The sequence below is a fragment of the Bradyrhizobium sp. dw_411 genome, from assembly GCF_018449695.1.
Lineage (GTDB): Bacteria > Pseudomonadota > Alphaproteobacteria > Rhizobiales > Xanthobacteraceae > Bradyrhizobium.
On the sequence record NZ_JAAVUY010000035.1, the window covers coordinates 1 to 24,088 of the forward strand.

General features: G+C 58.5%; 21 protein-coding genes and 1 pseudogene. 13 read left to right on the top strand and 9 right to left on the bottom strand.

What is annotated here, in order from left to right; genetic code table 11:
- Both HB676_RS33995 and HB676_RS33150 read left to right on the top strand, forming a co-directional pair.
- Positions 1–164: pseudogene (locus tag HB676_RS33995) on the top strand (RidA family protein); the annotation flags it as partial.
- Positions 165–255: 91 nt separating this feature from the next.
- Positions 256–1,113, top strand: coding sequence for an alpha/beta hydrolase (locus tag HB676_RS33150; RefSeq protein WP_346347483.1), 858 nt, complete (start codon positions 256–258; stop codon positions 1,111–1,113).
- Here the strand turns inward: HB676_RS33150 and sdhA are convergent.
- The 6 genes from sdhA to HB676_RS33180 form a co-directional block, all read right to left on the bottom strand.
- Positions 1,107–2,903: a succinate dehydrogenase flavoprotein subunit gene (gene sdhA / locus HB676_RS33155; protein ID WP_213742729.1), complete on the bottom strand. Its 1,797-nt coding sequence runs from the start codon at positions 2,901–2,903 to the stop codon at positions 1,107–1,109. The two genes, HB676_RS33150 and sdhA, sit on opposite strands and share 7 nt — an antisense overlap.
- 113 nt (positions 2,904–3,016) lie before the next feature.
- Positions 3,017–3,613 carry a redoxin domain-containing protein gene (locus HB676_RS33160; protein WP_213742730.1) on the bottom strand — a complete coding sequence of 199 codons (597 nt, stop codon included), beginning with the start codon at positions 3,611–3,613 and terminating at the stop codon, positions 3,017–3,019.
- A 188-nt stretch (positions 3,614–3,801) separates the two neighbouring features.
- Positions 3,802–4,170: a response regulator gene (locus tag HB676_RS33165; RefSeq protein ID WP_213742731.1), complete on the bottom strand. Its 369-nt coding sequence runs from the start codon at positions 4,168–4,170 to the stop codon at positions 3,802–3,804.
- 124 nt (positions 4,171–4,294) lie between these two features.
- Entirely contained in the window at positions 4,295–4,921 is a 627-nt protein-coding gene (locus HB676_RS33170) for a response regulator (protein WP_213742732.1), read from the bottom strand.
- Positions 4,922–5,199: 278 nt separating this feature from the next.
- On the bottom strand, positions 5,200–6,264 hold the full coding sequence (locus tag HB676_RS33175; protein ID WP_213742733.1) for an alpha/beta hydrolase: 1,065 nt from the start codon (positions 6,262–6,264) through the stop codon (positions 5,200–5,202).
- Between the two features lie 58 nt (positions 6,265–6,322).
- A complete protein-coding gene (locus HB676_RS33180) occupies positions 6,323–7,633 on the bottom strand; it encodes an epoxide hydrolase family protein (protein WP_213742734.1) in 1,311 nt (436 codons plus the stop codon).
- A gap of 329 nt (positions 7,634–7,962) precedes the next feature.
- Here HB676_RS33180 and HB676_RS33185 point away from each other — a divergent pair, with 329 nt between their 5' ends.
- Both HB676_RS33185 and HB676_RS33190 read left to right on the top strand, forming a co-directional pair.
- A complete protein-coding gene (locus tag HB676_RS33185) occupies positions 7,963–10,725 on the top strand; it encodes a PAS domain-containing protein (protein ID WP_275944992.1) in 2,763 nt (920 codons plus the stop codon).
- A gap of 127 nt (positions 10,726–10,852) precedes the next feature.
- On the top strand, positions 10,853–11,479 hold the full coding sequence (locus tag HB676_RS33190) for a response regulator transcription factor (protein ID WP_213742736.1): 627 nt from the start codon (positions 10,853–10,855) through the stop codon (positions 11,477–11,479).
- A 27-nt stretch (positions 11,480–11,506) separates the two neighbouring features.
- On the opposite strand, the gene HB676_RS33195 is transcribed toward HB676_RS33190, so the two are convergent.
- Positions 11,507–11,896, bottom strand: a complete 390-nt coding sequence (locus tag HB676_RS33195; RefSeq protein WP_213742737.1) for a nuclear transport factor 2 family protein — start codon at positions 11,894–11,896, stop codon at positions 11,507–11,509.
- Positions 11,897–12,089: 193 nt separating this feature from the next.
- Here HB676_RS33195 and HB676_RS34000 point away from each other — a divergent pair, with 193 nt between their 5' ends.
- The 4 genes from HB676_RS34000 (at position 12,090) to HB676_RS33215 (ending at position 15,733) form a co-directional block, all read left to right on the top strand.
- Positions 12,090–12,479 (top strand): response regulator, encoded by a 390-nt coding sequence (locus HB676_RS34000; RefSeq protein ID WP_275944993.1) that lies wholly within the window; start codon positions 12,090–12,092, stop codon positions 12,477–12,479.
- 497 nt (positions 12,480–12,976) lie between these two features.
- Positions 12,977–14,008 (top strand): AraC family transcriptional regulator, encoded by a 1,032-nt coding sequence (locus tag HB676_RS33205; protein ID WP_213742739.1) that lies wholly within the window; start codon positions 12,977–12,979, stop codon positions 14,006–14,008.
- Positions 14,005–14,787 carry a sensor histidine kinase gene (locus HB676_RS33210; protein WP_213742740.1) on the top strand — a complete coding sequence of 261 codons (783 nt, stop codon included), beginning with the start codon at positions 14,005–14,007 and terminating at the stop codon, positions 14,785–14,787. The genes HB676_RS33205 and HB676_RS33210 overlap by 4 nt, the downstream gene beginning before the upstream one ends.
- Positions 14,788–15,019: 232 nt before the next feature.
- Positions 15,020–15,733 (top strand): type 1 glutamine amidotransferase domain-containing protein, encoded by a 714-nt coding sequence (locus HB676_RS33215; protein WP_213742748.1) that lies wholly within the window; start codon positions 15,020–15,022, stop codon positions 15,731–15,733.
- Between the two features lie 84 nt (positions 15,734–15,817).
- On the opposite strand, the gene HB676_RS33220 is transcribed toward HB676_RS33215, so the two are convergent.
- Both HB676_RS33220 and HB676_RS33225 read right to left on the bottom strand, forming a co-directional pair.
- Entirely contained in the window at positions 15,818–16,408 is a 591-nt protein-coding gene (locus tag HB676_RS33220) for an NADPH-dependent FMN reductase (protein WP_213742741.1), read from the bottom strand.
- An 88-nt stretch (positions 16,409–16,496) separates the two neighbouring features.
- Positions 16,497–17,159, bottom strand: a complete 663-nt coding sequence (locus tag HB676_RS33225; protein ID WP_213742742.1) for a VOC family protein — start codon at positions 17,157–17,159, stop codon at positions 16,497–16,499.
- A 206-nt stretch (positions 17,160–17,365) separates the two neighbouring features.
- Here HB676_RS33225 and HB676_RS33230 point away from each other — a divergent pair, with 206 nt between their 5' ends.
- The 5 genes from HB676_RS33230 (at position 17,366) to HB676_RS33250 (ending at position 23,955) form a co-directional block, all read left to right on the top strand.
- On the top strand, positions 17,366–19,123 hold the full coding sequence (locus HB676_RS33230) for an MOSC and FAD-binding oxidoreductase domain-containing protein (RefSeq protein ID WP_213742749.1): 1,758 nt from the start codon (positions 17,366–17,368) through the stop codon (positions 19,121–19,123).
- A 12-nt stretch (positions 19,124–19,135) separates the two neighbouring features.
- On the top strand, positions 19,136–19,321 hold the full coding sequence (locus tag HB676_RS33235; RefSeq protein WP_213742743.1) for a hypothetical protein: 186 nt from the start codon (positions 19,136–19,138) through the stop codon (positions 19,319–19,321).
- Positions 19,322–19,630: 309 nt separating this feature from the next.
- Positions 19,631–21,874 (top strand): fused MFS/spermidine synthase, encoded by a 2,244-nt coding sequence (locus HB676_RS33240; protein WP_249780581.1) that lies wholly within the window; start codon positions 19,631–19,633, stop codon positions 21,872–21,874.
- Between the two features lie 285 nt (positions 21,875–22,159).
- On the top strand, positions 22,160–23,014 hold the full coding sequence (locus HB676_RS33245) for a tripartite tricarboxylate transporter substrate-binding protein (protein WP_213742745.1): 855 nt from the start codon (positions 22,160–22,162) through the stop codon (positions 23,012–23,014).
- Positions 23,015–23,073: 59 nt separating this feature from the next.
- Positions 23,074–23,955 carry an ABC transporter substrate-binding protein gene (locus HB676_RS33250; protein ID WP_213742746.1) on the top strand — a complete coding sequence of 294 codons (882 nt, stop codon included), beginning with the start codon at positions 23,074–23,076 and terminating at the stop codon, positions 23,953–23,955.
- Positions 23,956–24,088 lie beyond the last annotated feature (133 nt).

The window sequence follows — 24,088 nt, forward strand, 5'->3', positions numbered from 1 at the left end:
CAGGAGACGTACGCAACTAGCCCAAAGTCGCCGACGGCGCTTCGGAATTACTGCAGGATGTCTTCGGACAGGACAAGAACCCGTGCCGGTTGGTGGCCGGCGTCGCCAGTCTTCCCCTTGGCGTCCCGATCGCGCTGGAACTCATTTTCGAAGTGTCGGAATAATCCCATGCTGCAATTTCTTCGCATGTCGCTCATGATCTCTATGATGCTTTTATCATCGCAATTGCCAGCCCAGTCCGGGGAGGAACATACGGTGCAACACCCTACTTTCTACCGCACGGTACAAATCGACGGCCTCTCGATCTTCTACCGTGAGGCCGGCCCGAAGGATGCGCCGACACTTCTTTTGTTGCACGGGCTTCCTTCGTCATCGCGGATGTTCGAGCCTCTGTTTGCCCGGCTATCCGACCGCTATCATCTTGTGGCGCCGGATTATCCGGGCTTCGGACACAGCGACTGGCCGGACGCAAAGAAATTCGCCTATACGTTCGACCACGCCGCCGAGATCATGACGCACTTCACCGAGGCGCTCGGACTGTCGCGCTATACGCTTTATATGCAGGATTACGGCGGTCCGGTCGGTTTTCGCATGATCCTTGCCCACCCGGAACGGGTCGAGGCGCTGATCGTCCAGAACGCGGTGGCGCATAATGAAGGCCTCGGCGCGCTGTGGAAGGCGCGACGGGCTTTCTGGGCGGATCGCGCCGCCCACGAAGACACGCTCCGCGCCAATCTGCTGTCGCTGGCAGCGACGCGGACCCGCCATCTCGGCAGCGATCCAAACATCGAGCGTTACGATCCGGATCTGTGGGCCGACGAATTTGCTTTCCTCAGCCAGCCGATTCAGGCCGACATCCAGAGCGACATGTTCTACGACTACCGCACCAATGTCGACGCCTACCCGAAATGGCAGGAGTGGATGCGCAAGAACGAGCCGCGCCTGCTGGTGATCTGGGGCAAGTACGATCCCTCGTTCGATATCTCGGAGCCGGAATCCTATCGCTGTGATGTGCCGAAGGCGCAGGTTCACGTGCTTGACGCCGGTCATTTTGCATTGGATACGGCTGCGGATGAGATCGCCGCCCTGATCCGGGATTTTGCCGATCAGTAGACCCGCTCCTTCGGCGGGATCGTCGCGACATCGTTTGACAGCGGCTGCATGTGGACCGGCCTGTAGTCGAGCCTGACGGCTCCGGCCTCGTCGAGCCAGCAGAAGGTGTGCTTAAGCCAATTGAAATCATCCCGCTTCGAAAAATCCTCCCGCGCATGCGCGCCGCGGCTTTCCTTGCGGCCAATCGCCGAATGAAGACTGACGCTGGCCTGGGCGAGCATATTGTCGAGTTCGAGCGTTTCGGCGAGATCCGAGTTAAAAATCATCGAACGATCGGTGACGCCGACATCGTCGCGCATCATCGCAATGACGTTGTCGAGTTTGCTCCGCCCCTCGTCGAGCAGCGGGCCATCGCGGAAGACGGCGCAATGGCGCTGCATCGTCCGCTGCATCGCGAGCCGGATGGCACCGGCGCCGGTCTTGCCCCTTGACCATCTGATCCGATCGAGCCGGGCGATCGCGCGGTCGGTCGTGTCATCCGGCAGGTCGATGTGACTGTCGCCGGGCCGGACCGACTCGACCACCCGCAGCGCCGCCGCGCGGCCGAACACGATGATATCCAGCAGCGAGTTGGAGCCGAGCCGGTTAGCCCCATGCACCGAGACGCAGGCGGATTCGCCGATCGCCATCAGGCCCCTGACGATCGCTTCGGGATCGCCGTTACGCATCGTGACGACTTCACCGTGAATGTTGGCCGGCACGCCCCCCATATTATAGTGGACGGTCGGCAGCACCGGGATCGGTTCGCGCGTCACGTCGACACCGGCGAATATCCTTGCGGTCTCGCTGATGCCGGGCAGGCGAGCATGCAGCAGCTCGGCACCGAGATGCTCCAGATGGAGCAGGATGTGATCCTTGAGCGGACCGCAGCCCCTGCCCTCATTGATTTCGATAGTCATCGAACGGCAGACCACGTCCCGTCCGGCGAGGTCCTTGGCGCTCGGCGCGTAACGCTCCATGAAGCGCTCGCCTTGCGAATTGGTGAGATAGCCGCCTTCGCCGCGCGCGCCTTCAGTGATCAGGCAACCGGACCCGTAGATGCCGGTGGGATGGAACTGGGTGAATTCCATATCCTCCAGCGGCAGCCCGGCGCGCAACGCCATCGCGTTGCCGTCGCCGGTACAGGTATGGGCCGCGGTGCAGGAGAAGTAGACGCGGCCGTAACCGCCGGTTGCCAGCACCGTGCGATGGGCACGGAAGCGATGCAGCGTGCCATCTTCCATGTTCCAGGCGAGCATGCCGCGGCAGGCGCCATCTTCATCCATCAAAAGATCAAGCGCCAGATATTCGACAAAGAACTCGGTGCCATGCTTCAGGCATTGCTGATAAAGCGTGTGCAGGATGGCGTGACCGGTGCGGTCCGCTGCCGCACAGGTACGCTGCGCCATCTCCTTGCCGTAGCCAATGGTCTGGCCGCCAAAGGGACGCTGATAGATCGTGCCTTCGTCCGTGCGCGAGAACGGAACGCCGTAATGTTCCAGCTCCAGCACCGCGGGCACGGCCTCCCGGCACATGTACTCGATCGCGTCCTGGTCGCCGAGCCAGTCGGAGCCCTTGACCGTGTCGTACATGTGGAAGCGCCAATTGTCTCCGTCATGCATATTGCCGAGCGAAGCCGCCATGCCGCCTTGCGCAGCTACAGTGTGGCTGCGCGTCGGGAATACCTTGGTGACGCACGCCGTCTTCAATCCCGATGCAGCCATTCCCAGCGCGGCTCGCAACCCGGCGCCGCCGGCGCCGATGATCACGACATCATAGCTGTGCTCGATGATTTCGTAGGCCTGTGTCATGCTTCTTCCAACGCGCCACGACCGATCTATCTTCTCGGACAGGCACGAATGACGTCAGGGTCAGGGGAACGCGGATTCGCCTGGCTGGTGAGGACGCACCATTGCAGTTCTCCCTAATCTTGTTCACCGAGGGTTTGGACGAACGTTTTGCCATAGGGATAAAACAGCTCCTTGCGGCCTTGTTGCCACGCTGCTTTGAGTTCGGGCGTTGTGATGTCCCAATCCGGCCGGCATTTCCGGCTGACGGCGCGCAGGTCCTGACGGAGATCTTCCACAGTGGGCCGTCCGAAGAACCAGTAGCCGTTGTAGAGTTTGTAGATGACGAGGTCGGGCTCGAGAACGATCACATGGGGGATCATGGGATTGTGGACGGGATCGGTATATTCGGCGATGTCGAGATCTTTCTGAACGAGCCGCCGCGCGTCCGAAAGGAAGGGCCAGTGAGCGCCGACACCGCTGCGATATTCATTCGTCTGCGTGATATTGTCGGTGGTGATCGTGACCAGCCGGCAATAAGCAACCTCGAGTTCACGGTGCAGCTCAACAAGCCCTTCGGCCTGCCGGCGGTCCTTCGGGCAGAACCCTCCACGTCCCAGGACAAGCACCATCGGATCCGGGCCCTGGAGCTCGGAGAGCTTCCGATGTTTCGCGGCATGGTCCGATAGCTCATAGTCGGGAAAGACAGCGCCCGGGATTATGTCAGATCGCATGTGAAATTCTCCACCGGCCGTTCACATCCATTGCCGGCACGGCGTTGGTACTGATTCAGATCCGAGCATATCCTGCGGGGATTTTGAATGCTTCACCATCCAACCTTCGGAAGACGTTCGTTATATCAATGTATGAGACATGGATAATGGGCGCGCGCACCGGCCGAATAAGTGCGCGCCGCCGGGGATCAGATCTTCAGCGCTCTTTCGAGACAGTTCATCAACGCATCTATTTCGAACGGCTTCATCAGCAGGCAGACAGCGCCGCCCGCCGCGGCCTTGGCTTCCAGACCCGGCTCTGAACGCCCGGTGACCATGATGGCCGGCAGTTTCGAGCCGCGGGCGGTGAGCGACTTAATGAGGTCAAGTCCGCTCATGCCAGGCATGTGAAGGTCGGTGATGAGGCAATCGGATGATCCCTCCCCGCCCCCCGCGATAAACTCTTCCGCGGACGCAAATCCCTTGGAACCGTATCCCAGCGAACGAAGCGATCCGACGAGCGCTATCCGGAAAGATTCGTCATCATCAACGACCGAGATTGAGAACTCTCTTGGCACGCCTCATCCTTTACCCCGGATTGAATCCTCTGTCCCCCCGGACTGGTCGGTCAAATCGCAACGCAAACCATCCCATGGGATGAAGCGCCCCGAAACTATACACGAGTGTTATCGCGACGCTTTGTCACCCCTTTGGCTTCACCGCTTCGGCCATCCGAACGAGATCCGCCAGGGTCTTCGCCCCCATTTTTCGCATCGCCGCCCCCCGATGAATTTTTACCGTGATTTCGCTTATCCCGAGATCGTTGGCGACCTGCTTGTTCATCTTGCCAGCCGTCACAAGCTGCATGACCTGCAGCTCGCGGGCAGAGAGCGTCCCAAACCGCTGTTGCAACTGCGAAATGTCACCCTCAACGGTGCGCCGCTGCCGGTCGCGCTCAATGGCAGCCATCACGGCGTCCAGCATGTCCTGATCGTGGAAGGGCTTGGGGAGGAAGTCGATCGCACCCCGCTTCATGGCGCGAACCGACATCGTAATATCCCCATAACCCGTCATCATCACCACCGGCAAACGAACGCCGATGTCGATGAGTTGAGCCTGAAAGTCCAACCCGTTCATATCGGGCAAGCGGATATCGATGACGATACATCCCGGTTTATCGGCCAGGCCCGCGGCCAGAAAGTCGCGCGCCGTTGCGTAGGTGTGCGCGTCCAGTCCCACCGAGTCGAACAGCCCTTCCAACGCACCCCGCATCGACGCATCATCGTCGACCACGTGGACAATCGCCTTGTCGTTGATTTGAGATAGCATCGCGCGGACACCCGTGAGCCGGTGACCCAAAGGCTAGCACGGTACAGATCGGAGGGTGGATCACACCAAAGTATGACCCGAACAGGGCAAGGGACCGCGACACGTCCGACGCGAAGGCGGTCGCGTCGAAACATTGGGAAATCTGAGACTACCTGCCGCTCAGGACGGCCGGACCGAATTCCACGATCGTGAGAAGCACCACAAGCGCCAGCACAAGCAGCGCAATGATCCTGGTTGAAGGCATCCGCATCGTGATCATCCGCCGAAAGCTTGGCCAATCAGCTTTCTGCAACCTGGACCACGGCATCGGCGAAGGCCTGCGGCGCTTCCTGAGGCAAATCATGTCCGACACCGCCCTTGATGGTCCGGTGCGCATACTTGCCGGAGAACTTCTTGGCGTATGCACCCGGCTCCGGGTGCGGCGCGCCATTGGCATCACCCTCCATCGTGATGGTGGGTACGGTAATAACGGGAGCGACGGCCAACCGCTTTTCCAGATCGTCATACTTCGCCTCGCCTTCGGCGAGGCCGAGCCGCCAGCGATAATTATGAATCACGATACTGACATGATCGGGATTGTCAAAAGCTGCGGCGGAACGCTCGAACGTGGCATCGTCGAAGTCCCACTTCGGCGACGCTAGCTGCCAGATCAACTTCGAAAAATCACGCCGGTATTTGTCGTAACCGGCGCGGCCGCGCTCCGTGGCAAAATAATATTGATACCACCACTGCAATTCCGCCTTGGGCGGCAACGGTGCCTTGCCGCCTTCCTGACTACCGATGAGATACCCGCTCACCGAAACCAGGGCCCTGCAGCGCTCCGGCCACAGCGCCGCAACGATGCAGGCCGTCCGTGCGCCCCAATCAAAGCCGGCGATCGTCGCCTTCTCGATCCTGAGCGCATCCATCAAGGCAATGACATCGACCGCCACCACCGACTGCTGACCGTTGCGCGGTGTCTCGCTTGAAAGAAAACGGGTCGTGCCGTAGCCGCGCAGATGCGGGATAATCACGCGGTATCCCTCCGAGGCCAGTAGGGGTGCGACATCGGCAAAACTGTGAATGTCGTACGGCCAGCCATGCAAAAGAATAACCACAGGACCCTCCGTGGGACCGGCTTCGGCGTATCCGATATTCAGGACGCCCGCATCGACCTGCTTCAAGGGAGCGAACGACGTATGCGTCCCCCGTTTGATCTTTGACGTTTCAGGTTTGGTCTTGCCGGGTTGCGCCGAGGCAGGACCACTGAGGACGAACTGCGCAGCAGCAACGGCCATGGCAGCGGTGCAAAAAAACTGGCGGCGATCGCGGTCTATCGGGTGGGCGAGCTTGATCGTCTTCATTAGCGGATTCCCAGGTTTGGATTTGGCTGTACAATCGCAACAGTAATGCCGCTCTCCGCTAACCGTTTTGCGACGCGCGCAGCGATCTGAATGCGATGCGCAGCTCCGCACTGAAGACTTTTGGCTGTTCCCACGCCGCGAAGTGACCGCCTTTGTCGAGCCGGTTGTAATGAATAAGTTTGGGAAACGCTTTCTCCGCCCAACTCCTTGGAGCGGCATAGATCTCATCTGGAAACACGCTCACCGCAACCGGAATGGCGACGTGCTTCGGAGCGAAAAATGGCAGTTTATTCTCCCAATACAGCCGAGCCGATGAGACCGCCGTATTCGTCAACCAATAGAGCGTGATGTTATCAAGAATGTCATCTCGCGTCAGGCCTTCGGACTCGCCATTAAAGACGCGGGTGATGAGTTCGTAGCTACGCGCGTCATGGTCGAGCATCCAGGCCGCCAGTCCGATCGGCGAATCCTCGATTCCGTAGAGCGTCTGCGGACGGTTCGACATCTCCTGGGCGTAGCCCAAGCCGTGCTTGTAGAAGAAATCGAGTTGATCGTAGGCATGCTTCTCATCGGCCGAAAGGCCCGCCGGCGCCGGGGTACCGTACTGGAGAGCCTTCGCGACATCTTCCGGCACGGTGGCGGGCATGTTGGTATGAATGCCTAGCAGTTTCGGGGGAGCCAGAAGGGCCATCTGCTCGGTGACTGCATCTCCCCAATCGCCACCCTGCGCCACAAACCGCGTATATCCGAGGCGCTTCATGAGCGTAATCCACGCGTTTGCGATGCGAACGGGGTCCCAGCCGGTGGCGGTGGGCTTCCCTGAAAACCCATGGCCCGGCAATGACGGGATAACGACGTCGAATGCGTCGGATACACTTCCGCCATGCGCGGTCGGATTCGTCAGGGGATCGATGACCTTCAGCTGCTCAATGATCGAACCGGGCCAGCCATGCGTGATGATCACTGGCAACGCATTCTTATGTTGCGAACGCACGTGGACGAAATGAATCTCCAGCCCGTCGATATCGGTCGTGAATTGCGGCAAGGCGTTCAACCTCGTTTCGACCTTGCGCCAGTCGTAATCCGTCTCCCAGTAACGCGCGAGTTCGCGCATCGTTGCTAGCTGCACGCCTTGCGACGCATCCGCCACCGTTTCGCGTTTGGGCCACTTTGTTGCTTTCACGCGCCTGCGCAGATCGATGAGCGCGACATCGGGAAAATCGACACGGAAGGGGCGAACCGGATTTTCCTCGAGGACCGCTGCCGCGGCTCGCACCGGATGCATCAGACTGTAGGCGCCCGCAACCGCAATACCCAAAGCGGCGGCCTCGACAACATACCGTCGATCGAGATCAATCTGTTCGGACATTCCGGGTATATCCATGACTCTAACCTCTTTTATCCTGCAAGGGATTGAGCTTCTGGAATGACCACGGCTTGAGCAGTCACCGCCCGGCCATTCCGACAGAGGCCACGTCTATGGATTTCCCAATGCGCATTCTGTCGCATTATTGCTGTTTCGGGCGATGTTGTTGACGTGCTGACAGGCGTACTAAACTATGAGCACTCAGACGGCTTGCTAATGGCGGGTCTGCCAATGCTTGAAGTCCGTGTTTTTGATAAGAGTTTCCATTTCAGGTTTATTTCGGCGCGGCCAACTCTTTCCTATTCTTCTCGCCGCTCGGTGGAGAAAACAGCATGTCGGCGTCCATTCTTCCGTCACGGCCTGGGCGGCCCGCAATCCTCGATTACGGGATCGCTTGTATAATACCCGCCTTGGCTCTTGCACTGGATGTCACGTTCAATCGGCTCTGGGGAATCGATCCGTCGGCCTCGCTGTTTCTGTGCGGAATCGTGCTCGTGGCGTGGATCTCTGGCCCCCGGCCGGCCTTGCTCGCCACCGTGCTGACCGTTCTTGCTTTCGATTATTTTCTGATACAGCCGGTCTATTCGTTCGCGCTTGAATTCAGGGAATTGTCGCGGCTCGTGCCGTTCACCATCGCCGCGCTGTTTATGGTGTCGTTGAGTGCAACACAAAGACGAGCGATCGATTCGCTCAGACACGCACGCGATAAACAGCGGGAGACGGTAGAGGAATTACGAAAACTCAACGAAACGCTGCTCATCGAGAACGCGGAACGCGCGCGCGCGGAGGAAAATACACGGCGGGCCGAGCAGGAACTCCAGTTGCTCGTCGACAATATCCCGGTATTGGCCGCACGCTACAGAGCCGACGGCTCGATGGATTTTCGCAACAAGGTCTGGCGTGACTACACCGGGCTTTCGCAGGACAATGCCGAAGGTCACCGTTGGGGATCTGCGCTGCATCCCGACGATCGGGAGATGGTCGAGCGCGCGTGGCGTGCGCATATCGCCAGCGGTGAAGCGTTCGAAATCGAACAGCGACTACGAAGGACCGATGGCGAGTACCGATGGCACTGGATTCGCCGCGTGCCGCTGCGCGACGACAATGGCAATGTCATCAGATGGTATGGCGTCGGATTCGATATCGAGGATCGCAGACTGGCCGAGGAGGCTCGACGGCAAAGCGAAGAAGCCCTGACCGAGGCCCGGCACGAGCTTCAATTGATCATCGACACGATACCCGTATTGGTACTTCGCCATCGGGCCGATGGCATCATCGATTTTGTCAATCAGGTGGGACGCACCTACAGCGGACGCACAACAACAAAGTGGACGACACGCACCAGCGTCATAACGCATCCCGATGATGTTCCCCGGCTTGAAGCCTCCTGGGATGTCGCGCTTGCAACGGGCGGATCGTTCGAATCGGAAGTACGGCTCCGAAGATACGACGGTGAATACCGCTGGTTCGCCACACGACGCGTGCCGCTGCGCAAGGACGGCAAGGTAATCGCCTGGTACGCGGCGACCTATGATATCGAAGACAGGAAACGCGCCGAGGACGCGTTGCGCGCAAGTGAAGCGCAACTCGCGGAGGCCCGGCGTGAACTCCAGCTCACGATCGATACTATCGCTACCATGATCGTCGTCCTTGATCAGGACGGCAATGCCTATTTTGCCAACAAACCCGCGCAAGACTATATCGGTCATAATTTGTCGGTCGAGAATGTACGTGATGCGATTCATCCCGATGATCGCGCTCGGGTCGATGAATTGTGGAGGAAGCATCTGGCGAGCGGGGAACCATTCCAGACTGAGCAGCGTATGCGGCGCGCGGATGGAGAATACCGATGGAACCTCATGACTCGCGTGCCGCGGCGCGACGAGACGGGAAAGGTCGTCAGATGGTATGGATCGGGTTACGACATCGAAGACAGGAAGCGCGCCGAGGATGCGCTACGCGCCAGTGAGGCAGAACTGGCGCAGACCCAGCGTCAATTGCAGCTTACGATCGATTCAATTCCGGTCATGGTATCGACTTTCGATGCGGACGGCTCGCGCAGCTTCGTCAATCGAACGTGGCAGACATATACAGGGCACGATCAGAAACATGCCACGGGCAAAGGACTGAATACCTCAGCCTATTATCATCCGGATGATCTGGAAACATTTGAAGAAGCGTGGCGCACTGCGCAGGCCCTAGGTGAGATGATGTCCGTGGATGTGCGCACGCGCAGGGCCGACGGCGTATATCGATGGTACACGATGCGACGCGCGCCGCAGTACGATGAGCGGGGAAACATCATCAAATGGTATTCGGTAGGCATCGATGTCGAGGATCGGAAGATTGCCGAAAGCGCCCTGCATACCGCCCAGGCCGCCCTGGCTCATGCCAGCCGCGTCGCAACCCTGGGCGAGATCAGTGCGACCATTGCGCACGAAGTCAATCAGCCGCTTGGGGCGATCGTCGCCAATGGTCAGGCCTGCCTGCGCTTTCTCCAGCGCGAAACACCCGATCTGAACGACGTGCGCGGCGCCATCGAATGGATCGTCAAAGACGGCAACCGGGCCGGCGAAGTCATCCGACGCGTCCGCGGCCTCCTGAAAAAGGCCGATATCTACAAGCTCCCACTCGACGTCAATGAGATCGTCAACGAGGTCGTCACGCTGCTGCGGAGCGAACTCAATGCCAAGCGTGTAACATTGCGGCTCGAACTGGCTCCCGCGATACCCCAGGTCATCGCTGATCGCGTCCAGCTTCAGCAGGTCATCATCAATCTCGTCATGAACGGCATCGATGCGATGCAGACGATCAGGGACCGGCCACATGCATTGTTGATACGCTCCTGCATGAGTGAAACCGGCCAGGTCGTGGTCGCCGTCAGCGACAGCGGCATCGGAATTCCCGACGAGATTACCGGCCACCTGTTTGACGCCTTCTTCAGCACGAAGCCCGGCGGGCTCGGCATGGGACTGTCGATCTGCCGCTCAATCATCGAGGATCACGGCGGACGGCTGTGGCCGACGGAAAACCGGAAAGAGCCCGGCGCCACATTCCAATTCGCCTTGCCGGGCCCCCAACAGCTCACGCTATGAGGCAAAGACGTCACGTTGGGTCGTATAACCGGGACTTGACTCGGAATTCAGGCTATTGAAGAAGCCTGAGGGGCCTGATCGATAGATCACTATCGACAGGCATGCATACTGATCGGATCAGTCGGCCATGGAAGTAAAGCCCGAACAAATCGTTTTCGTCGTGGACGATGACGAATCCATGCGGGTTGCGCTGACGTATTTATTCCGGTCGATGAGCCTTCATGTCGAGGTATTCAGCACGGCGACCGCGTTGCTCGAGAGCACCCTTCCGAACATCGCCAGTTGTCTGGTGCTCGACATCAGGTTGCCGGGCGTCAACGGTCTGGAATTTCAGGACGTGCTGGCCAAGGCGGGCATTCACATTCCGATCGTCTTCATGACCGGACATGGTGATATTCCGATGTCGGTAAAAGCGATGAAGGCCGGAGCCATCGACTTCCTGCCCAAACCGTTCCGGGATCAGGACATGCTGGACGCGGTAATCCGCGCGCTCGAGCAGGACCGCAAGCGGCGCGACGGCGAGAAGGCCGTGTCGCGGCTTCGACATCTGTTTGAATCGTTGACCCCGCGCGAACGGGAAGTCCTGGCCCTTGTCATCTCCGGCCTGATGAACAAGCAGATTGCGCACCGGCTCGAGGTCAGCGAAATCACCGTAAAAATCCATCGCGGGCATGTGATGAAAAAGATGGAAGCCCGCTCTCTTGCAGATCTCGTGAGAATGGCCGAATTGCTCGGAATCAAGCGGGCGAACTAGGTCCCGGGCCTCATCCTGTCTCCGGGATCACATGATTTCGCCCATTCGCTCCACGAGATGTGCACGCGAGGGTCCAGGGTCAAACCGATCGGCGAAATATTGCGTTTCGTGAGCCACCAGGCCCTCGCGGAATTCCATGATGCTCACCGTGTAAGACGGTATGCCGTCATAGGTGAGTACAAATTCGGTGACCCAGAGATCGCCGCTGCCGATCATTCGCCGGACTGTAAAGCGCTTCTTGTTGGGCTGGACCGCTCGGCTCTCCTGAATGTTCCGCCGGCCGCGGATCCGTTCGCCCGATTGCGGATAATCAAGTACCGCGTCCTCGCGGTAGATTTCGTGCTCGGCTTCGAAATCATTGGCGTCCGAAGCATCCCAATGACGCTTTAGCGTCACCCGCAAGGCTTGATCATCCATCTCAAACTCCTTTGCTTCCGGTTATCATTCCAACACCACCGAACTCACGATGCTGTACGCTGCGGGCCCACGAGTCCACTCTCCACACAATGCAAACCTAAGTATTATATTCAGGCACAGCACCACGGCTCAGTCTCCCTCGCGGCTATCTTGTGAGCAGACGGGGATCCGACTCCCTGTGAAGGACTGTGTATTGACCGTAGCACCTGCGATTTCGATCATTGACGATGATGCATCTATTCGCGCCGGCTTGAACAATCTCGTCAGATCGCTGGGGTACATCGTCAGCACATTTTCTTCCGCCGCGGCATTCCTGCAATCCACTCAACTGCACAAAACCTGTTGCGTGATCGCCGACGTTCGCATGCCCGCAATGAGCGGTGTCGAACTGCAATCTCACTTGCGCAGCCAGGGATACAAGGTACCTTTTATATTCATCACGGCGGTTCCGGATGAGGCCACCCGCAAGCAGGCACTTGACGACGGCGCCATCTGCTTTCTGACAAAGCCCTTCGATGAAGGCACTCTGATCGAGTGCCTCAATACGGCGCTGGACCAGCACCGCGGCGAAACGAAAAGCTGAAGCAGCCAAGACTGTTCTCTCAAGACTGGTCTCTTCAAATCCAAATTCATAAAAAAAGGGGCCGGCGGCTTGTTACGCCGCCGGCCCATATCGCCTGCATCTGATACGAAGCGGCCCGGGGGAAGCGGCTTCGCATAATCCAACATGGCCGGGGCTCGGGGGGACGACCGGGGCCTGGAAGTGAGAGGCTGGCGGCAATCGAATGAACTGCGCATAACCGACGATACTCATCCGATCACATATGCACCGATACCCGGTCTTCTGATCGCCCGCTCGTCGGCGATTGCTGAATTTCGCCGAATCTTGCGTCAGTCTCGGAGGTGGAAAGGGGAGCTCTCCAAACCTCACCCGTAAACCTACGTATAGGTTTGCCGGCCGCATAAGAAACCTAAGTGCGATGGAAGAGGTGCGTAGCCCCATACTACGGTGGTTCCACAAGCAGAACCTTGGCGGGATTACGCCAACGCCCGAAACAAGAAACATAAAGGTTGAATGCGATGTTGAACACCTCCCCGTCGTTTGGCGTTGTGCCATTGAAGTCCTTTGGCAAGAACACTTCGCAGGCTCTTACTCACAACTGCACCGTGCGATCGGATCGGCCAACGCTTGTTGGTCGTAGCGAGGCCACGGATAGCGGCATTGTTTCGTTTCCGACCGTGGAGATCGCTCCGGGCCGTTCGGTAAGACGTAGCGGCATGGAGTGGCATGGCATGGGAGTCGAGTTGGTCCAGGTGACCGCGCAGGAACGCGTAGACTATAGCTTCCGCTCGTCACGGCATCTCTTGGCCGTATACCAACAGGGTGTCAGACGCGATGGCGAATCCGACATCGAAGGCGCGCCACGATCGACGCTGCGTGACGTGGCCGGGAAGCTGACATTCGTGCCGGCGGGCCATCACTACCGTGAATGGTATGATCCACGCACCCCGATATCGGTAACTTATTTCTACTTCGACCCGACTGCACTCGATATCGACGGTAACGAGAGTCTGGTCGACATCCCGTTTTCGCCACGCTTGTTCTTTGAAGATACGGCAATCCAGAACACCGCCGCGAAACTGAGACAGGCTATTGAGACGCCGGGAGGCGCCAGCCAACTCTATATCGAAGCTCTCGGCGTCGTGCTGATTCACGAACTCGTACGGCTCAATCGCGGCGCGACACAATCCGTCGCCTCGGTCAGGGGTGATCTGGTCAGGGGCGGTCTTGCCTCCTGGCAGCAGCGGATCGTGACCAGCTATATTGAAGAGCATTTATCCGAGCAGATCCCACTTGCTACGCTCGCCCGGCTGGCTCGGCTGAGCACGTTTCATTTTTGCCGAGCATTCAAACAATCGTTCGGCGTTCCACCGCATCGCTACCACACCAACCGGCGCATCGAGCAGGCGAAGGCGATGCTGGCGGAGCGAAAACACTCCGTGACCGAAGTCGGATTAACTGTCGGCTTCAGTGAGACGAGTTCCTTCACTGCGGTATTCCGCAAAATCACAGGACAAACTCCGAGCCGCTATCATCGCGCGCTCGGATGAAAACCGCATCACCACAACAGGCCATCACGAGGACCAAGGGCATGCCGTCGATATTAAGCGAAACACGACATCATAGCGGAGCGCACCGTTCGATCGACCTTGGTGCATACAACGAACCGGTACCCGGTGAGTACCTGCTGTTGCGAGAGCTGATGCATCGCATGAATAACGAATTGGCGGCGACAATCGGTTTCGCCAGTCTGTCGGCGGCACGGTCCAGCAATGACGATGTCAAGGTGGCGCTGGCCGGCGTGATACAGCAGGTAACCGATTCGGCTCGTGTATACCGGGCGTTGCAGATGCCGGTCGAAGACGGCTGGATCGATGCCGCGGCGTATCTGCGCGAGCTTTGCCAGTCCATTAGCCGCGCAAAGCTGCAACACCGTGGCATTGAGCTGGTATTGATCGAATGTCCCCTCCGGCTGAATGCGTCGCGCTGCTGGCGGCTCGGCATGATCGTATCCGAACTGATTGCCAATGCTTCGCGGCATGCATTTCGGGATAGTGGTGGAAGGATTCAGGTCGAACTGATCGACCGCGAAACTTCTGTGGAATGCATCGTCACGGATGACGGTTCCGGATCGGAAAATATCAAGCCGGGGCAAGGCATGAAAATCATCCGGTCGCTTGTGGCCGAACTTCGAGGAATGATCAATCATCGCTCGGGAACGAAGGGCACAACCGCAATCCTGGCCTTTCCACTAAGTGAAGGCGAGCGGACTGACTCGGAGACGCGGCCTCTGAACTTTAGCTATGTGTCGCCTAAAATAAACCGCTGATACAACATGGAAGAATGCGTCGCGGATCGCATAACAAACTTGTGCGATCTTGCCTGGTGGTGCGAGATTGCTGAAAGCGGACGATCATTGCATCGACTGACACCAACGTATAAATTCGGTCCAACCATCGTGCGATTGCTCGTCTCCAAGGGTTCGAATGTAATTGGTGCAGCCATCCGATCCAATCGGAGTGAGCGACACCGAGACACGACACCGAACAGCGGAGAAGAACATGAAGATACTGATGGTTATCACGTCGCACGACCAACTGGGCAACACCGGACGAAAGACCGGTTTCTGGCTCGAGGAGCTTGCGGCTCCCTACTACGTTTTCAAGGATGCCGGCGTTGAAATCACCCTCGCATCGCCGAAGGGCGGACGACCGCCGCTCGACCCCAAAAGCAACGAACCCGACTCGCGCACCGACCTCACGCTCCGGTTCGAGAAGGACGCGGCTGCGGAACTGCAACTCGACAAGACCGTTCGCCTCGACAGCGTCAGACAGGAAGATTTCGACAGCGTGTTTTACCCGGGCGGACATGGCCCGATGTGGGATCTCGCTGAAGACAAGGATTCGGCCAAGCTGATCGAGGCGTTCCTTGCTGCCGGCAAGCCAATCGCCATCGTGTGTCATTCCACGGGTGCGCTGCGTCACGTCAAGACGCCGGAAGGCAAACCCCTGGTGCAGGGCAAGGAAGTGACCGGTTTTACCAACGGCGAGGAAGAAGACGTCGGTCTCACCAAAGTGGTTCCGTTTCTTGTTGAAGACGAAATGTTAAAACTGGGCGCCGTCTTCTCGAAAATAGCCAACTGGGGCGTCCACGTCGTCAGCGACGGCCTGCTGATCACAGGGCAGAACCCACATTCCTCAGGACCGGCGGCGAAGACCCTGATGGCGGCTCTCAAGCAAAGAGCCAAAGCGCCGGCCGCCGCTCGGGCTTCGTAGATCGAGCGACCGCGTGGATGCGCGAGGGTTACCATTTGAGAGGCGCTTTCGAAGGCGCCTCTCCGACCTCTCGCCGCCGGGTGATCAATACGGCGGCTTCTTACGTTGCCGCTGCATCTTGGCGGCCTCTACCCACCATATCAGATCGTCGGCAAAGCGCGGGAACGCCCGCTCGAGCGCCTGGCCGCCGCCGCCCGTCGGCGTACCATCGGCCGCCAGGGTCTCTGCAATGGGACCAACGGCGATCGTGCTTGAAACCACCACCATTCCCATCTCGGACAGTGTGCCGTGCCACGCGGTCGCGGAACGCGTGCCGGACAAACGTCCTCCCGAATAGCTCACGATCCCAGCGGGGCGCCAGAACCATTCCTCCAGAAAATGATCCGTGAGGTTTTTCAGTCCGGGCTGGACGCCCCAATTGTATTCACCGGTGACGAATACAAATCCATCGGCGTCGCGAATTTTGCCGGCCAACCGCTCAAGCTGCTCGGGGGCTTTTCCCGGCGGATGTTCCTTATACATCCGGTCGAGCATCGGAAGATTGACCGCCTTGGCGTCGATCAGCTCGACGGCATCGCCCCGGCGGCGAAAGCGCTCGACAATGAACTCAGCGAGGCGGATGCCCATCCGGTCGGAGCGATAGGAGCCGTAAAAGACAAGGATTTGATGGCTCATTGCGATCCCTTACTGGCCGAAGGCACGCAGCTTACAGCGCGTTGGCCACCGACAGCCACCGCAAATGACGGAAGACGCTATCGCGGGCTCAAGTTGGCAACGTCTCGCCAGCCTGTTCGCGGACGATATACTCGGCATACCAGTCCGGCCAATTCACGTCATGCCCGCCTGTTCGTTTCTCATGCCCGCCATGCGCAGCCGCGGCGCGGCGCAATGCCGCCGCGAGATCCGCTGCCGAGGTAAAGGTCGTGTCATTCGCGACCCGACCGGGAAGCCGCGCGGTAATTTCCTGGAGCATCCAACCGTTGCCGTCCGGATCACTGAACGAGGCCAGAGACAGATAACTGCGGCGTTCGGGGTCTACGCCATTGACCCTGACATTGCCGAACAAATGCGGCTCGTCGGTTCCGAAGTGAACATCGCCGCCGCCATGAAACGGCTCGCTGACCTTTACACCGCGGCTAAGCAGTTCCTTGCGCGCGACCTCGATGTCGGAGACAACAAGGTATAATCCCCTGGCGGAGCCGGGCGCCGCCGCGGTGACGTTTTTGCCGAAGATAACCGAAGTTCCAGATCCCGGTGGCGTGAACTGAATCACACGGAAACCATCGTCGAAGCCGAAATCGGCATCAAGCCGCCACCCCAGGCTGCCATAGAACTGCTTGGCGCGATCGACGTCTGCAACGGGGATAACAATGACCTCGAGCTTCATGTCGAGCGTCCGCACCTGAGGAGGTTTGACTGCAAGCATAATGGTTGTCTCCTTTATGCAGGTGAGTGGAATTTATCGATGGCGAAGTGACAAAATTATCAAGGACAAACCAGACCTAAACGCAGAATGATTAGCTGGTCACTCATACATTGATATGAGCTGCTTGTTCCAAAGGTCGAATGGAAGATGCATCCGACATCAGCAATGTAACCCGGAGTTGTTCTGTTCATTCGAGGCAGCATGTGATGGGACGTTTGCTTTCAGTCAATGTGGGCCTGCCACGCGACATCACCTGGCGGGGCCAGACGGTGCATACCGCCATTTGGAAAATGCCGGTTCAGGGCCCGCGCATGGTCCGTCGGCTCAACGTAGACGGTGACGGCCAAGGCGACCTCGCCGGCCACGGCGGCGAACGCCGGGCGGTATTTGTCTATCAGATGGAATCCTATCGGTATTGGCAGAACCAATTTGGACGAAGCGATTTCACCTACGGACAATTCGGAGAGAATTTCACCGTTGAGGGTCTGCCGGATGCCGAGGTGTGTATCGGAGACCGTTACCGGATCGGCGGCGCCTTGTTCGAGGTGACGCAGCCGCGCGTCACCTGCTACCGAGTAGGCATCCGGCTAGACGAGCCGGAAATGGCCGCGCTGTTAGTCAAACACGGCAGGCCCGGCTTCTATTTCCGTGTACTGGACGAAGGAGAAGTCGAGGCCGGCGACGAGATCACGCGGGTCGTATCCGGGCCCGAGCACATGAGCGTGTTCGAGGTCAATGCGCTGCTCTATATGCCGGGTCATCCTCGCAATCAGCTGGAGCGCGCGCTACGCATCCCGGCGCTGAGCGCGGGGTGGCGAAGCTCCTTCGAGTCGCTGCTCGCACAGGAGCGCGAGGGCGGCACGACGGGAAATGCCGGGCTGACCGCAACGTCCGCCGAGGCCCCGGCATGGTCTGGATTCCGCCCGCTTCGCGTATCACGCAAAGTGCGAGAAACTAGTAACGTGACTTCCCTGGTGCTCGAACCCACGGATGGGCAGCCTCTCGCTACAGCTCTCCCGGGCCAGTTTGTCGTGCTGCGACTAGGTTCAGGGCCTGCGCCGGCGCTGATGCGGAGCTACTCCCTGTCGGGAGAGCCTGGCGCGTCGTATTATCGCGTGAGCGTCAAGCGGGAAACCCATGGCGCGGCCAGCGTCTACATCAACGACGAGCTACAGATTGGCGACATTGTTCCCGCGAGCGCAGCGCGCGGCAATTTCACACTGCGGCCGGGTGATACGCCTGTTGTCTTGTTGAGCGCCGGGATCGGAGTAACGCCAGTACTCGCAATGCTTCACGCGTTGGCGGCCGAAGCGTCGGCGCGGGAAATCTGGTGGCTGTATGGAACCCGTAACGGCCGGGAACATCCATTTGCCGAGGAGACGCGTGGACTGCTTGGATCGCTTGCGCACCGCCACAGCCTGATTTGCTACAGCTCGCCCGATCCGCAAGATCGGCCGGATATCGATTTCAACACCGCCGGGCACCTGAATACGCGCGTACTTCAGGAGCTTGATTTGCCGCGCAATGCCGATTTTTACATCTGCGGACCATCGAGCTTCATGAACGATCTGAGCGCCGGTCTGGCCGCGTTGGGCATCATGCCGGATCGCATCCACACCGAGATGTTCGGCGCCGGTCCATCCATTACCCCCGGCATTGCCGCTTCGCCGCGCCGGCCGCCTCATCTGCCAGCCGGGTCCGTCGGCTCGGGACCGCTGGTTTCGTTTGCCCGCAGCGGCCTCAATGTGCGGTGGGACCTAACATTCCACAGCCTGCTCGAACTGGCCGAGGCTTGCGACGTGCCTGTGCGGTGGTCGTGTCGATCGGGAGTATGCCACACCTGTGAGACCGGGCTTGTCGCGGGCAAGACCAGCTATCGGCCCGACCCGATCGACCCGCCAGCGGACGGTAACGTGCTGATCTGCTGTGCGCAGCCCGCGGACGAGATCGTCATCGATTTGTAGCCGCTATCTTGCATGCCGAGCGATAAGCTGATCGGCAACGTCGTTGAGGTCATTACCAACGACATGCGGCTACGACCCCACTTCGAGAACATCATTGCCGACACGTTTGATCAATGCGGCTTCCCAACCGGCCGCCACCTTCGCATTGTTGAAGCCAGAGCTTATTGCCAGTTATTCATCGCGATGGAACTTTCGTAAAAATGTAATTGCTGCTCACGAGCGCGATCTTCGGTGACCGCTGCGCGCATTTTCTCGCCCGTAGAGATTTTTTACTATGAGCAACCAAGCGCGCCCAACTGGTCGCAATGTCCGACATTCAGTGGGAACTTATTCTTTGCGGCCCGTTCCAATCTCAATCTAGAGGATCTTTTAAGTACGCTGGTACATGCGGGGAACGTCTCTATTGTTGCGGTGATAAGCCCATGGTTGAAACAGTCCCGACGAGCTTTGCGCCAGCAATTGCCGGAGTTATCCATGACCGCGACGACATTTGCCCGCCGGGACCTGATGTCTCCGGTGAGCAGTACCTTCATTCTCGCGGCATATACCGTTTCAATTTTCGTCAGCGCCTTGTTGCTGTTCTCGGTGCAGCCGCTCTTCACAAAGATGATTCTGCCACGCCTCGGAGGATCACCCGCGGTCTGGTCGGTCGCGATGGTGTTTTTCCAATCGCTACTCCTGGGCGGCTACGCCTACGCGCATTTTCTCATGACGATTCGCAACCGGGTTATTCCGGTCGTCATTCATCTTGCGCTTCTCGGCATCGCGTTTCTGACGCTGCCACTTGCGATCGGGGAGTTGTGGTCCACCCCGCCCGAAAGCGGATACCAGCTTTGGATGCTCGCACTGTTTGCAGGGACGGTCGGATTGCCGTTCTTTGCGTTGGCAGCCAATAATCCCCTGCTCCAGGCCTGGTTTGTCCGTACCAGACATCCCGACGGTCAAGATCCTTATTTCCTCTACGCTTCTTCCAATATCGGCAGTTTTTTGGCGCTGCTGTCATATCCGCTGCTGCTGGAACCGGTCTTCTCGCTGCGAACACAGAACCTGATCTGGACGTATGGTTACGGACTGCTGATTTTATTGATCGCCACTTGTGGCGGCTTGTTGCTGGCGGCCCCGGCATATTCGTTTCAGGACAGGAAGATCGTCGATGCCGCAACCGCGAATCCCGGCTGGATCGATCGGGGACGCTGGATTTTTCTGGCCGCGGTGCCTTCGGGACTGCTGATTGCAGTTACCGCACACATTTCCGCAGATATCGCCGCCGCACCTCTGCTTTGGGTCCTTCCTCTCTCCCTGTATCTTCTGACGTGGGTGCTGGTCTTCCGAACGCGCCCGCTTTTGCCACATCGGTGGATGTTGTTGCTGCAGCCCGCCGCTATCGCCGGGATTATTTTGCTTCTGGTGGGAGGCGGAGAGGGAAACCTCTTCATTCTCCTGGCAGGGCATCTCGTTTGCTTTTTCATCATCGCCATGGCCTGCCACGGAGAACTTGCACGTCGCAGGCCAGATGCAAGGAATCTCACCGGATTTTACCTCGCTTTGTCGTTCGGCGGCATGCTGGGAGGACTGTTCGCCGGCCTGATCGCTCCCTTTTCATTTAACTGGATAGCGGAATACCCCATCCTGCTGGTCATGGCGGCACTATGCCGCCCTGACGGCAAAGCATCGGCATCCAGCACAACACGGTGGTATTGGCCAGCCCTTATCACCTTTGCTGCGATCGTCGTCATTGCTTCCTACATGAACGGAGAGGCAATCCGATGGCTTAGCGATATCCGTGCACCTCTCATCGTCTGCGTCGCGACCCTATCGATGATTGGCGCAATTCTTCTGCGCATCGACCGTTGGAAATTCGCCGCGACGATTGCCCTGTCGCTACTGCTGATCCAACTGCTGCCCGGCTACCAGCACGTCGAGACAATCCGTAGTTTCTTTGGCATTCATAAAATCCTGGTCACGCAAGACGGCCGCTATCACCTGTTAATGCACGGGACAACCGTTCACGGTGCTGAAAAGATTTTGAACGACGACGGGACGCCGATTACGGGAAGGCCGGAAACCATAGCCTACTACCATAAGGAAGGCGGCATCGGTCGCGCGATCGCGGCTGCGCGCGCTCGTAAGGACGGACCGCTGCATGCCGCTGTCATCGGACTGGGATCGGCAGCGCTGGCCTGTGCTTCTCAACCCGGCGAAAGTTGGCGTTTCTTCGAAATCGACCAGGCAGTGGTCGATATTGCCAGGGATCCAAACCGCTTTTCATTTATTCAAAAGTGCCAGCCGAATTTGCAGACCGTCATCGGCGATGCCCGGCTTACCTTCGCCAAAGAGCCCGATGGAATATACGATCTTATCGTGCTGGACGCATATTCATCCGACTCGATACCGGTTCATCTGGCAACCCGGGAAGCGATGAATATCTACAAGAACAAGCTCGCCCCACACGGCGTAATCGTGGTGCATGTATCGAACCGGCACCTCGAACTGGCGAGCGTTATCGTCGGAATAGCAAATGCGAACCATCTCAAGAGCTGGGTTTTCTTGAACGATCCGAACCGGAATGCCGAATACATTTTTGCCAATCAGGTTGTTATTGTCGCCCGTGACGAGGCCGATGTCGGCGACATTGCCCGCAGCAATATGTGGACTCCCGCGACGCCCGACGAACATCAACGAATCTGGACGGACGACTATTCGAACGTAGTGGGTGCCGTTTGGCGACGCTGGCGAGGCGATCGTAGCTGACCGTTTTATAGGCGAAATCGTTCGGGATTATCAGCGCGCCACTGCATAACGACGACTACGTAACGTTTATCCAGGGCGAAATCTCAACATACGGCAAGATCGCACTTGAGAACGATATCTCGATCAACTAATCCAAACAGAACGGCAAGCTTTACCCCACGGGATTCAAGAATGCTTCGGCTTGTTCTGATTGCCCTGCTTGCAGTCTTCGCTACACCGATCAAAGCCCAGACCTGGCCGAACCGGCCGCTGACAATGGTGGTGCCGTTCGCCACTGGCGGTCCAATGGACGCGGTTGCGCGCATTCTGCAGTCTGCGTTGAGCGACGCCCTGCAGCAGCAGGTGATTATCGAGAATATCGGCGGCGCCGGTGGCATGATCGGCGCCGCCAGGGTCGCCAAGTCAGCGCCGGACGGATATCAGTTCGTGCTCGGCAATGTCGGCACGCAGGCCGTCAGCCAAGCCCTCTATAAGAAGCCATTTTACAATTCGACCACTGACTTCACGCCGGTCGTGCTCATTGCCGATCTGCCGCTGGTGTTGGTCGCGCGCAAGGACTTGCCTGCAAACAATCTGCAGGAATTCATCGCCTACGCGAAAGCCAACCAGAAGACGATGCAATTTGCTTCAGCAGGCGCAGGCTCCGCTACCCATCTCGGCTGCGCGCTGATCAACGCACGAATCGGTATCGATATCACCCACGTCCCATATCGTGGCGGGGCGCCGGCGATGCAGGATCTGGTAGCCCAGCGGGTTGACTATCTGTGCATCGATACACCAGCCGCGATTCCCCAGATTGAAAGCGGCGCGATCAAACCGATCGCCCTGCTGAGCCACGGGCGCTCGCCGAGCTTGCCAAATCTGGCTTCGGCGCATGAGCAGGGTTTGACCGATTTCGAGGCAACCAACTGGAGCGCCTTCTTCCTCCCTAAGGATACACCCGCCTCTATCGTTCAAAAGTTGCACGACGCCACTGTCGCTGCCATGAACAATCCGGCGGTGCAGAAACGCTTCAAGGAAAACGGCATCGATCTTGTCGCCGACGAACGGCGATCATCGGCTTTTCTTGCGCAATTCGTCGCCAGCGAAATCGTTAAATGGGCCGAGCCGATCAAGTCCTCCGGACTGGCTTTGGAATAGATTTGAAATGGCGGCAATCGGCAGAACCGCGCGTCCCCTACCGACCTTTGGAGAGCGATGTGAAGATCAGATTCATGGAGAACTTCCGCGCCGTCTTCTATGCGCCGTATTACGCGACGCAGGCGCTTGGCTTCTACGCGAATGAGGGCGTCGATGTCGAATTGGTTTCCAGCGATAAGCCAGGCGATGCGATTTCTCATCTTTTGGATGGCACGATAGATCTGACCTGGGGCGGTCCGATGCGCGTGATGATGGCGCATGATCGGGACGATCAAAGTCCCCTGGTCTGCTTTGGCGAGGTTGTGTCGCGGGACCCGTTTTTTCTGATTGGCAATTCTGAGCGGCTTAAGCTTGCGGATCTTGCACATCTGCGTTTTGCGACTGTCTCAGAGGTTCCTACACCTTGGATGTGCCTGCAGCACGATCTGCGTGAATCCGGTGTTGATCCGGCAACGATCACGCGGATTTCCGATCGAACCATGCAGGACAATTACGCAGCGCTACGCGGGGGACAGCTTGATGTGATGCAGGCATTCGAGCCGTTTGCCTCACAGGCCGAAACGGATCGGGCCGGCGAAATACTGTATGCGGCCAGTTCACGGGGGCCAACCGTCTACACGGCCTGCATCACGACCCGGAGCAAAATCGCCGCACATCGGGATGCATTTGTCGCAGTAACCCGGGCGCTTGCACAAATGCAGCAGTGGCTCTACGCGCACAGCGGCAAAGACCTCGCGAAGGCCGTCGCTTCCTTTTTCCCGAATGTACCGCAGGAACTACTCGTTCGTTCCCTGCAACGCTATCTCGATGCTGGCCTGTGGGCGCGCGATCCTGCGATGTCGAGACAGGGGTTTGAACGCCTCGGCGCGAGCTTCCTTTCGGGCGGCGCCCTGAAGCGCGCGCCGGTTTTTGAAAATTGTGTCGATATAAGTTTGAGGTAATCGAACACGACGGCTGGCAATCCCGCCGAACCGAACACCTGTGCGAGGAAAGAATCGCGCGCCAATCCTTCTCCCCTCCCTCCGCGCGCGAAGCGCGCGGCGGGGAGGGGTCGGGGGTGGGGGGTGTCTCCGC

What these genes read in the sequence shown, in the direction of transcription:
- sdhA (WP_213742729.1), bottom strand. Translation starts at nt 2,903, where the DNA reads ATGACACAGGCCTACGAAATCATCGAGCACAGCTATGATGTCGTGATC.
- HB676_RS33160 (WP_213742730.1), bottom strand. Translation starts at nt 3,613, where the DNA reads ATGCGATCTGACATAATCCCGGGCGCTGTCTTTCCCGACTATGAGCTA.
- HB676_RS33170 (WP_213742732.1), bottom strand. Translation starts at nt 4,921, where the DNA reads ATGCTATCTCAAATCAACGACAAGGCGATTGTCCACGTGGTCGACGAT.
- HB676_RS33175 (WP_213742733.1), bottom strand. Translation starts at nt 6,264, where the DNA reads ATGAAGACGATCAAGCTCGCCCACCCGATAGACCGCGATCGCCGCCAG.
- HB676_RS33180 (WP_213742734.1), bottom strand. Translation starts at nt 7,633, where the DNA reads ATGTCCGAACAGATTGATCTCGATCGACGGTATGTTGTCGAGGCCGCC.
- HB676_RS33185 (WP_275944992.1), top strand. Translation starts at nt 7,963, where the DNA reads ATGTCGGCGTCCATTCTTCCGTCACGGCCTGGGCGGCCCGCAATCCTC.
- HB676_RS33190 (WP_213742736.1), top strand. Translation starts at nt 10,853, where the DNA reads ATGGAAGTAAAGCCCGAACAAATCGTTTTCGTCGTGGACGATGACGAA.
- HB676_RS33195 (WP_213742737.1), bottom strand. Translation starts at nt 11,896, where the DNA reads ATGGATGATCAAGCCTTGCGGGTGACGCTAAAGCGTCATTGGGATGCT.
- HB676_RS33205 (WP_213742739.1), top strand. Translation starts at nt 12,977, where the DNA reads ATGTTGAACACCTCCCCGTCGTTTGGCGTTGTGCCATTGAAGTCCTTT.
- HB676_RS33210 (WP_213742740.1), top strand. Translation starts at nt 14,005, where the DNA reads ATGAAAACCGCATCACCACAACAGGCCATCACGAGGACCAAGGGCATG.
- HB676_RS33215 (WP_213742748.1), top strand. Translation starts at nt 15,020, where the DNA reads ATGAAGATACTGATGGTTATCACGTCGCACGACCAACTGGGCAACACC.
- HB676_RS33220 (WP_213742741.1), bottom strand. Translation starts at nt 16,408, where the DNA reads ATGAGCCATCAAATCCTTGTCTTTTACGGCTCCTATCGCTCCGACCGG.
- HB676_RS33225 (WP_213742742.1), bottom strand. Translation starts at nt 17,159, where the DNA reads ATGCTTGCAGTCAAACCTCCTCAGGTGCGGACGCTCGACATGAAGCTC.
- HB676_RS33230 (WP_213742749.1), top strand. Translation starts at nt 17,366, where the DNA reads ATGGGACGTTTGCTTTCAGTCAATGTGGGCCTGCCACGCGACATCACC.
- HB676_RS33235 (WP_213742743.1), top strand. Translation starts at nt 19,136, where the DNA reads ATGCCGAGCGATAAGCTGATCGGCAACGTCGTTGAGGTCATTACCAAC.
- HB676_RS33240 (WP_249780581.1), top strand. Translation starts at nt 19,631, where the DNA reads ATGTCTCCGGTGAGCAGTACCTTCATTCTCGCGGCATATACCGTTTCA.
- HB676_RS33245 (WP_213742745.1), top strand. Translation starts at nt 22,160, where the DNA reads ATGGACGCGGTTGCGCGCATTCTGCAGTCTGCGTTGAGCGACGCCCTG.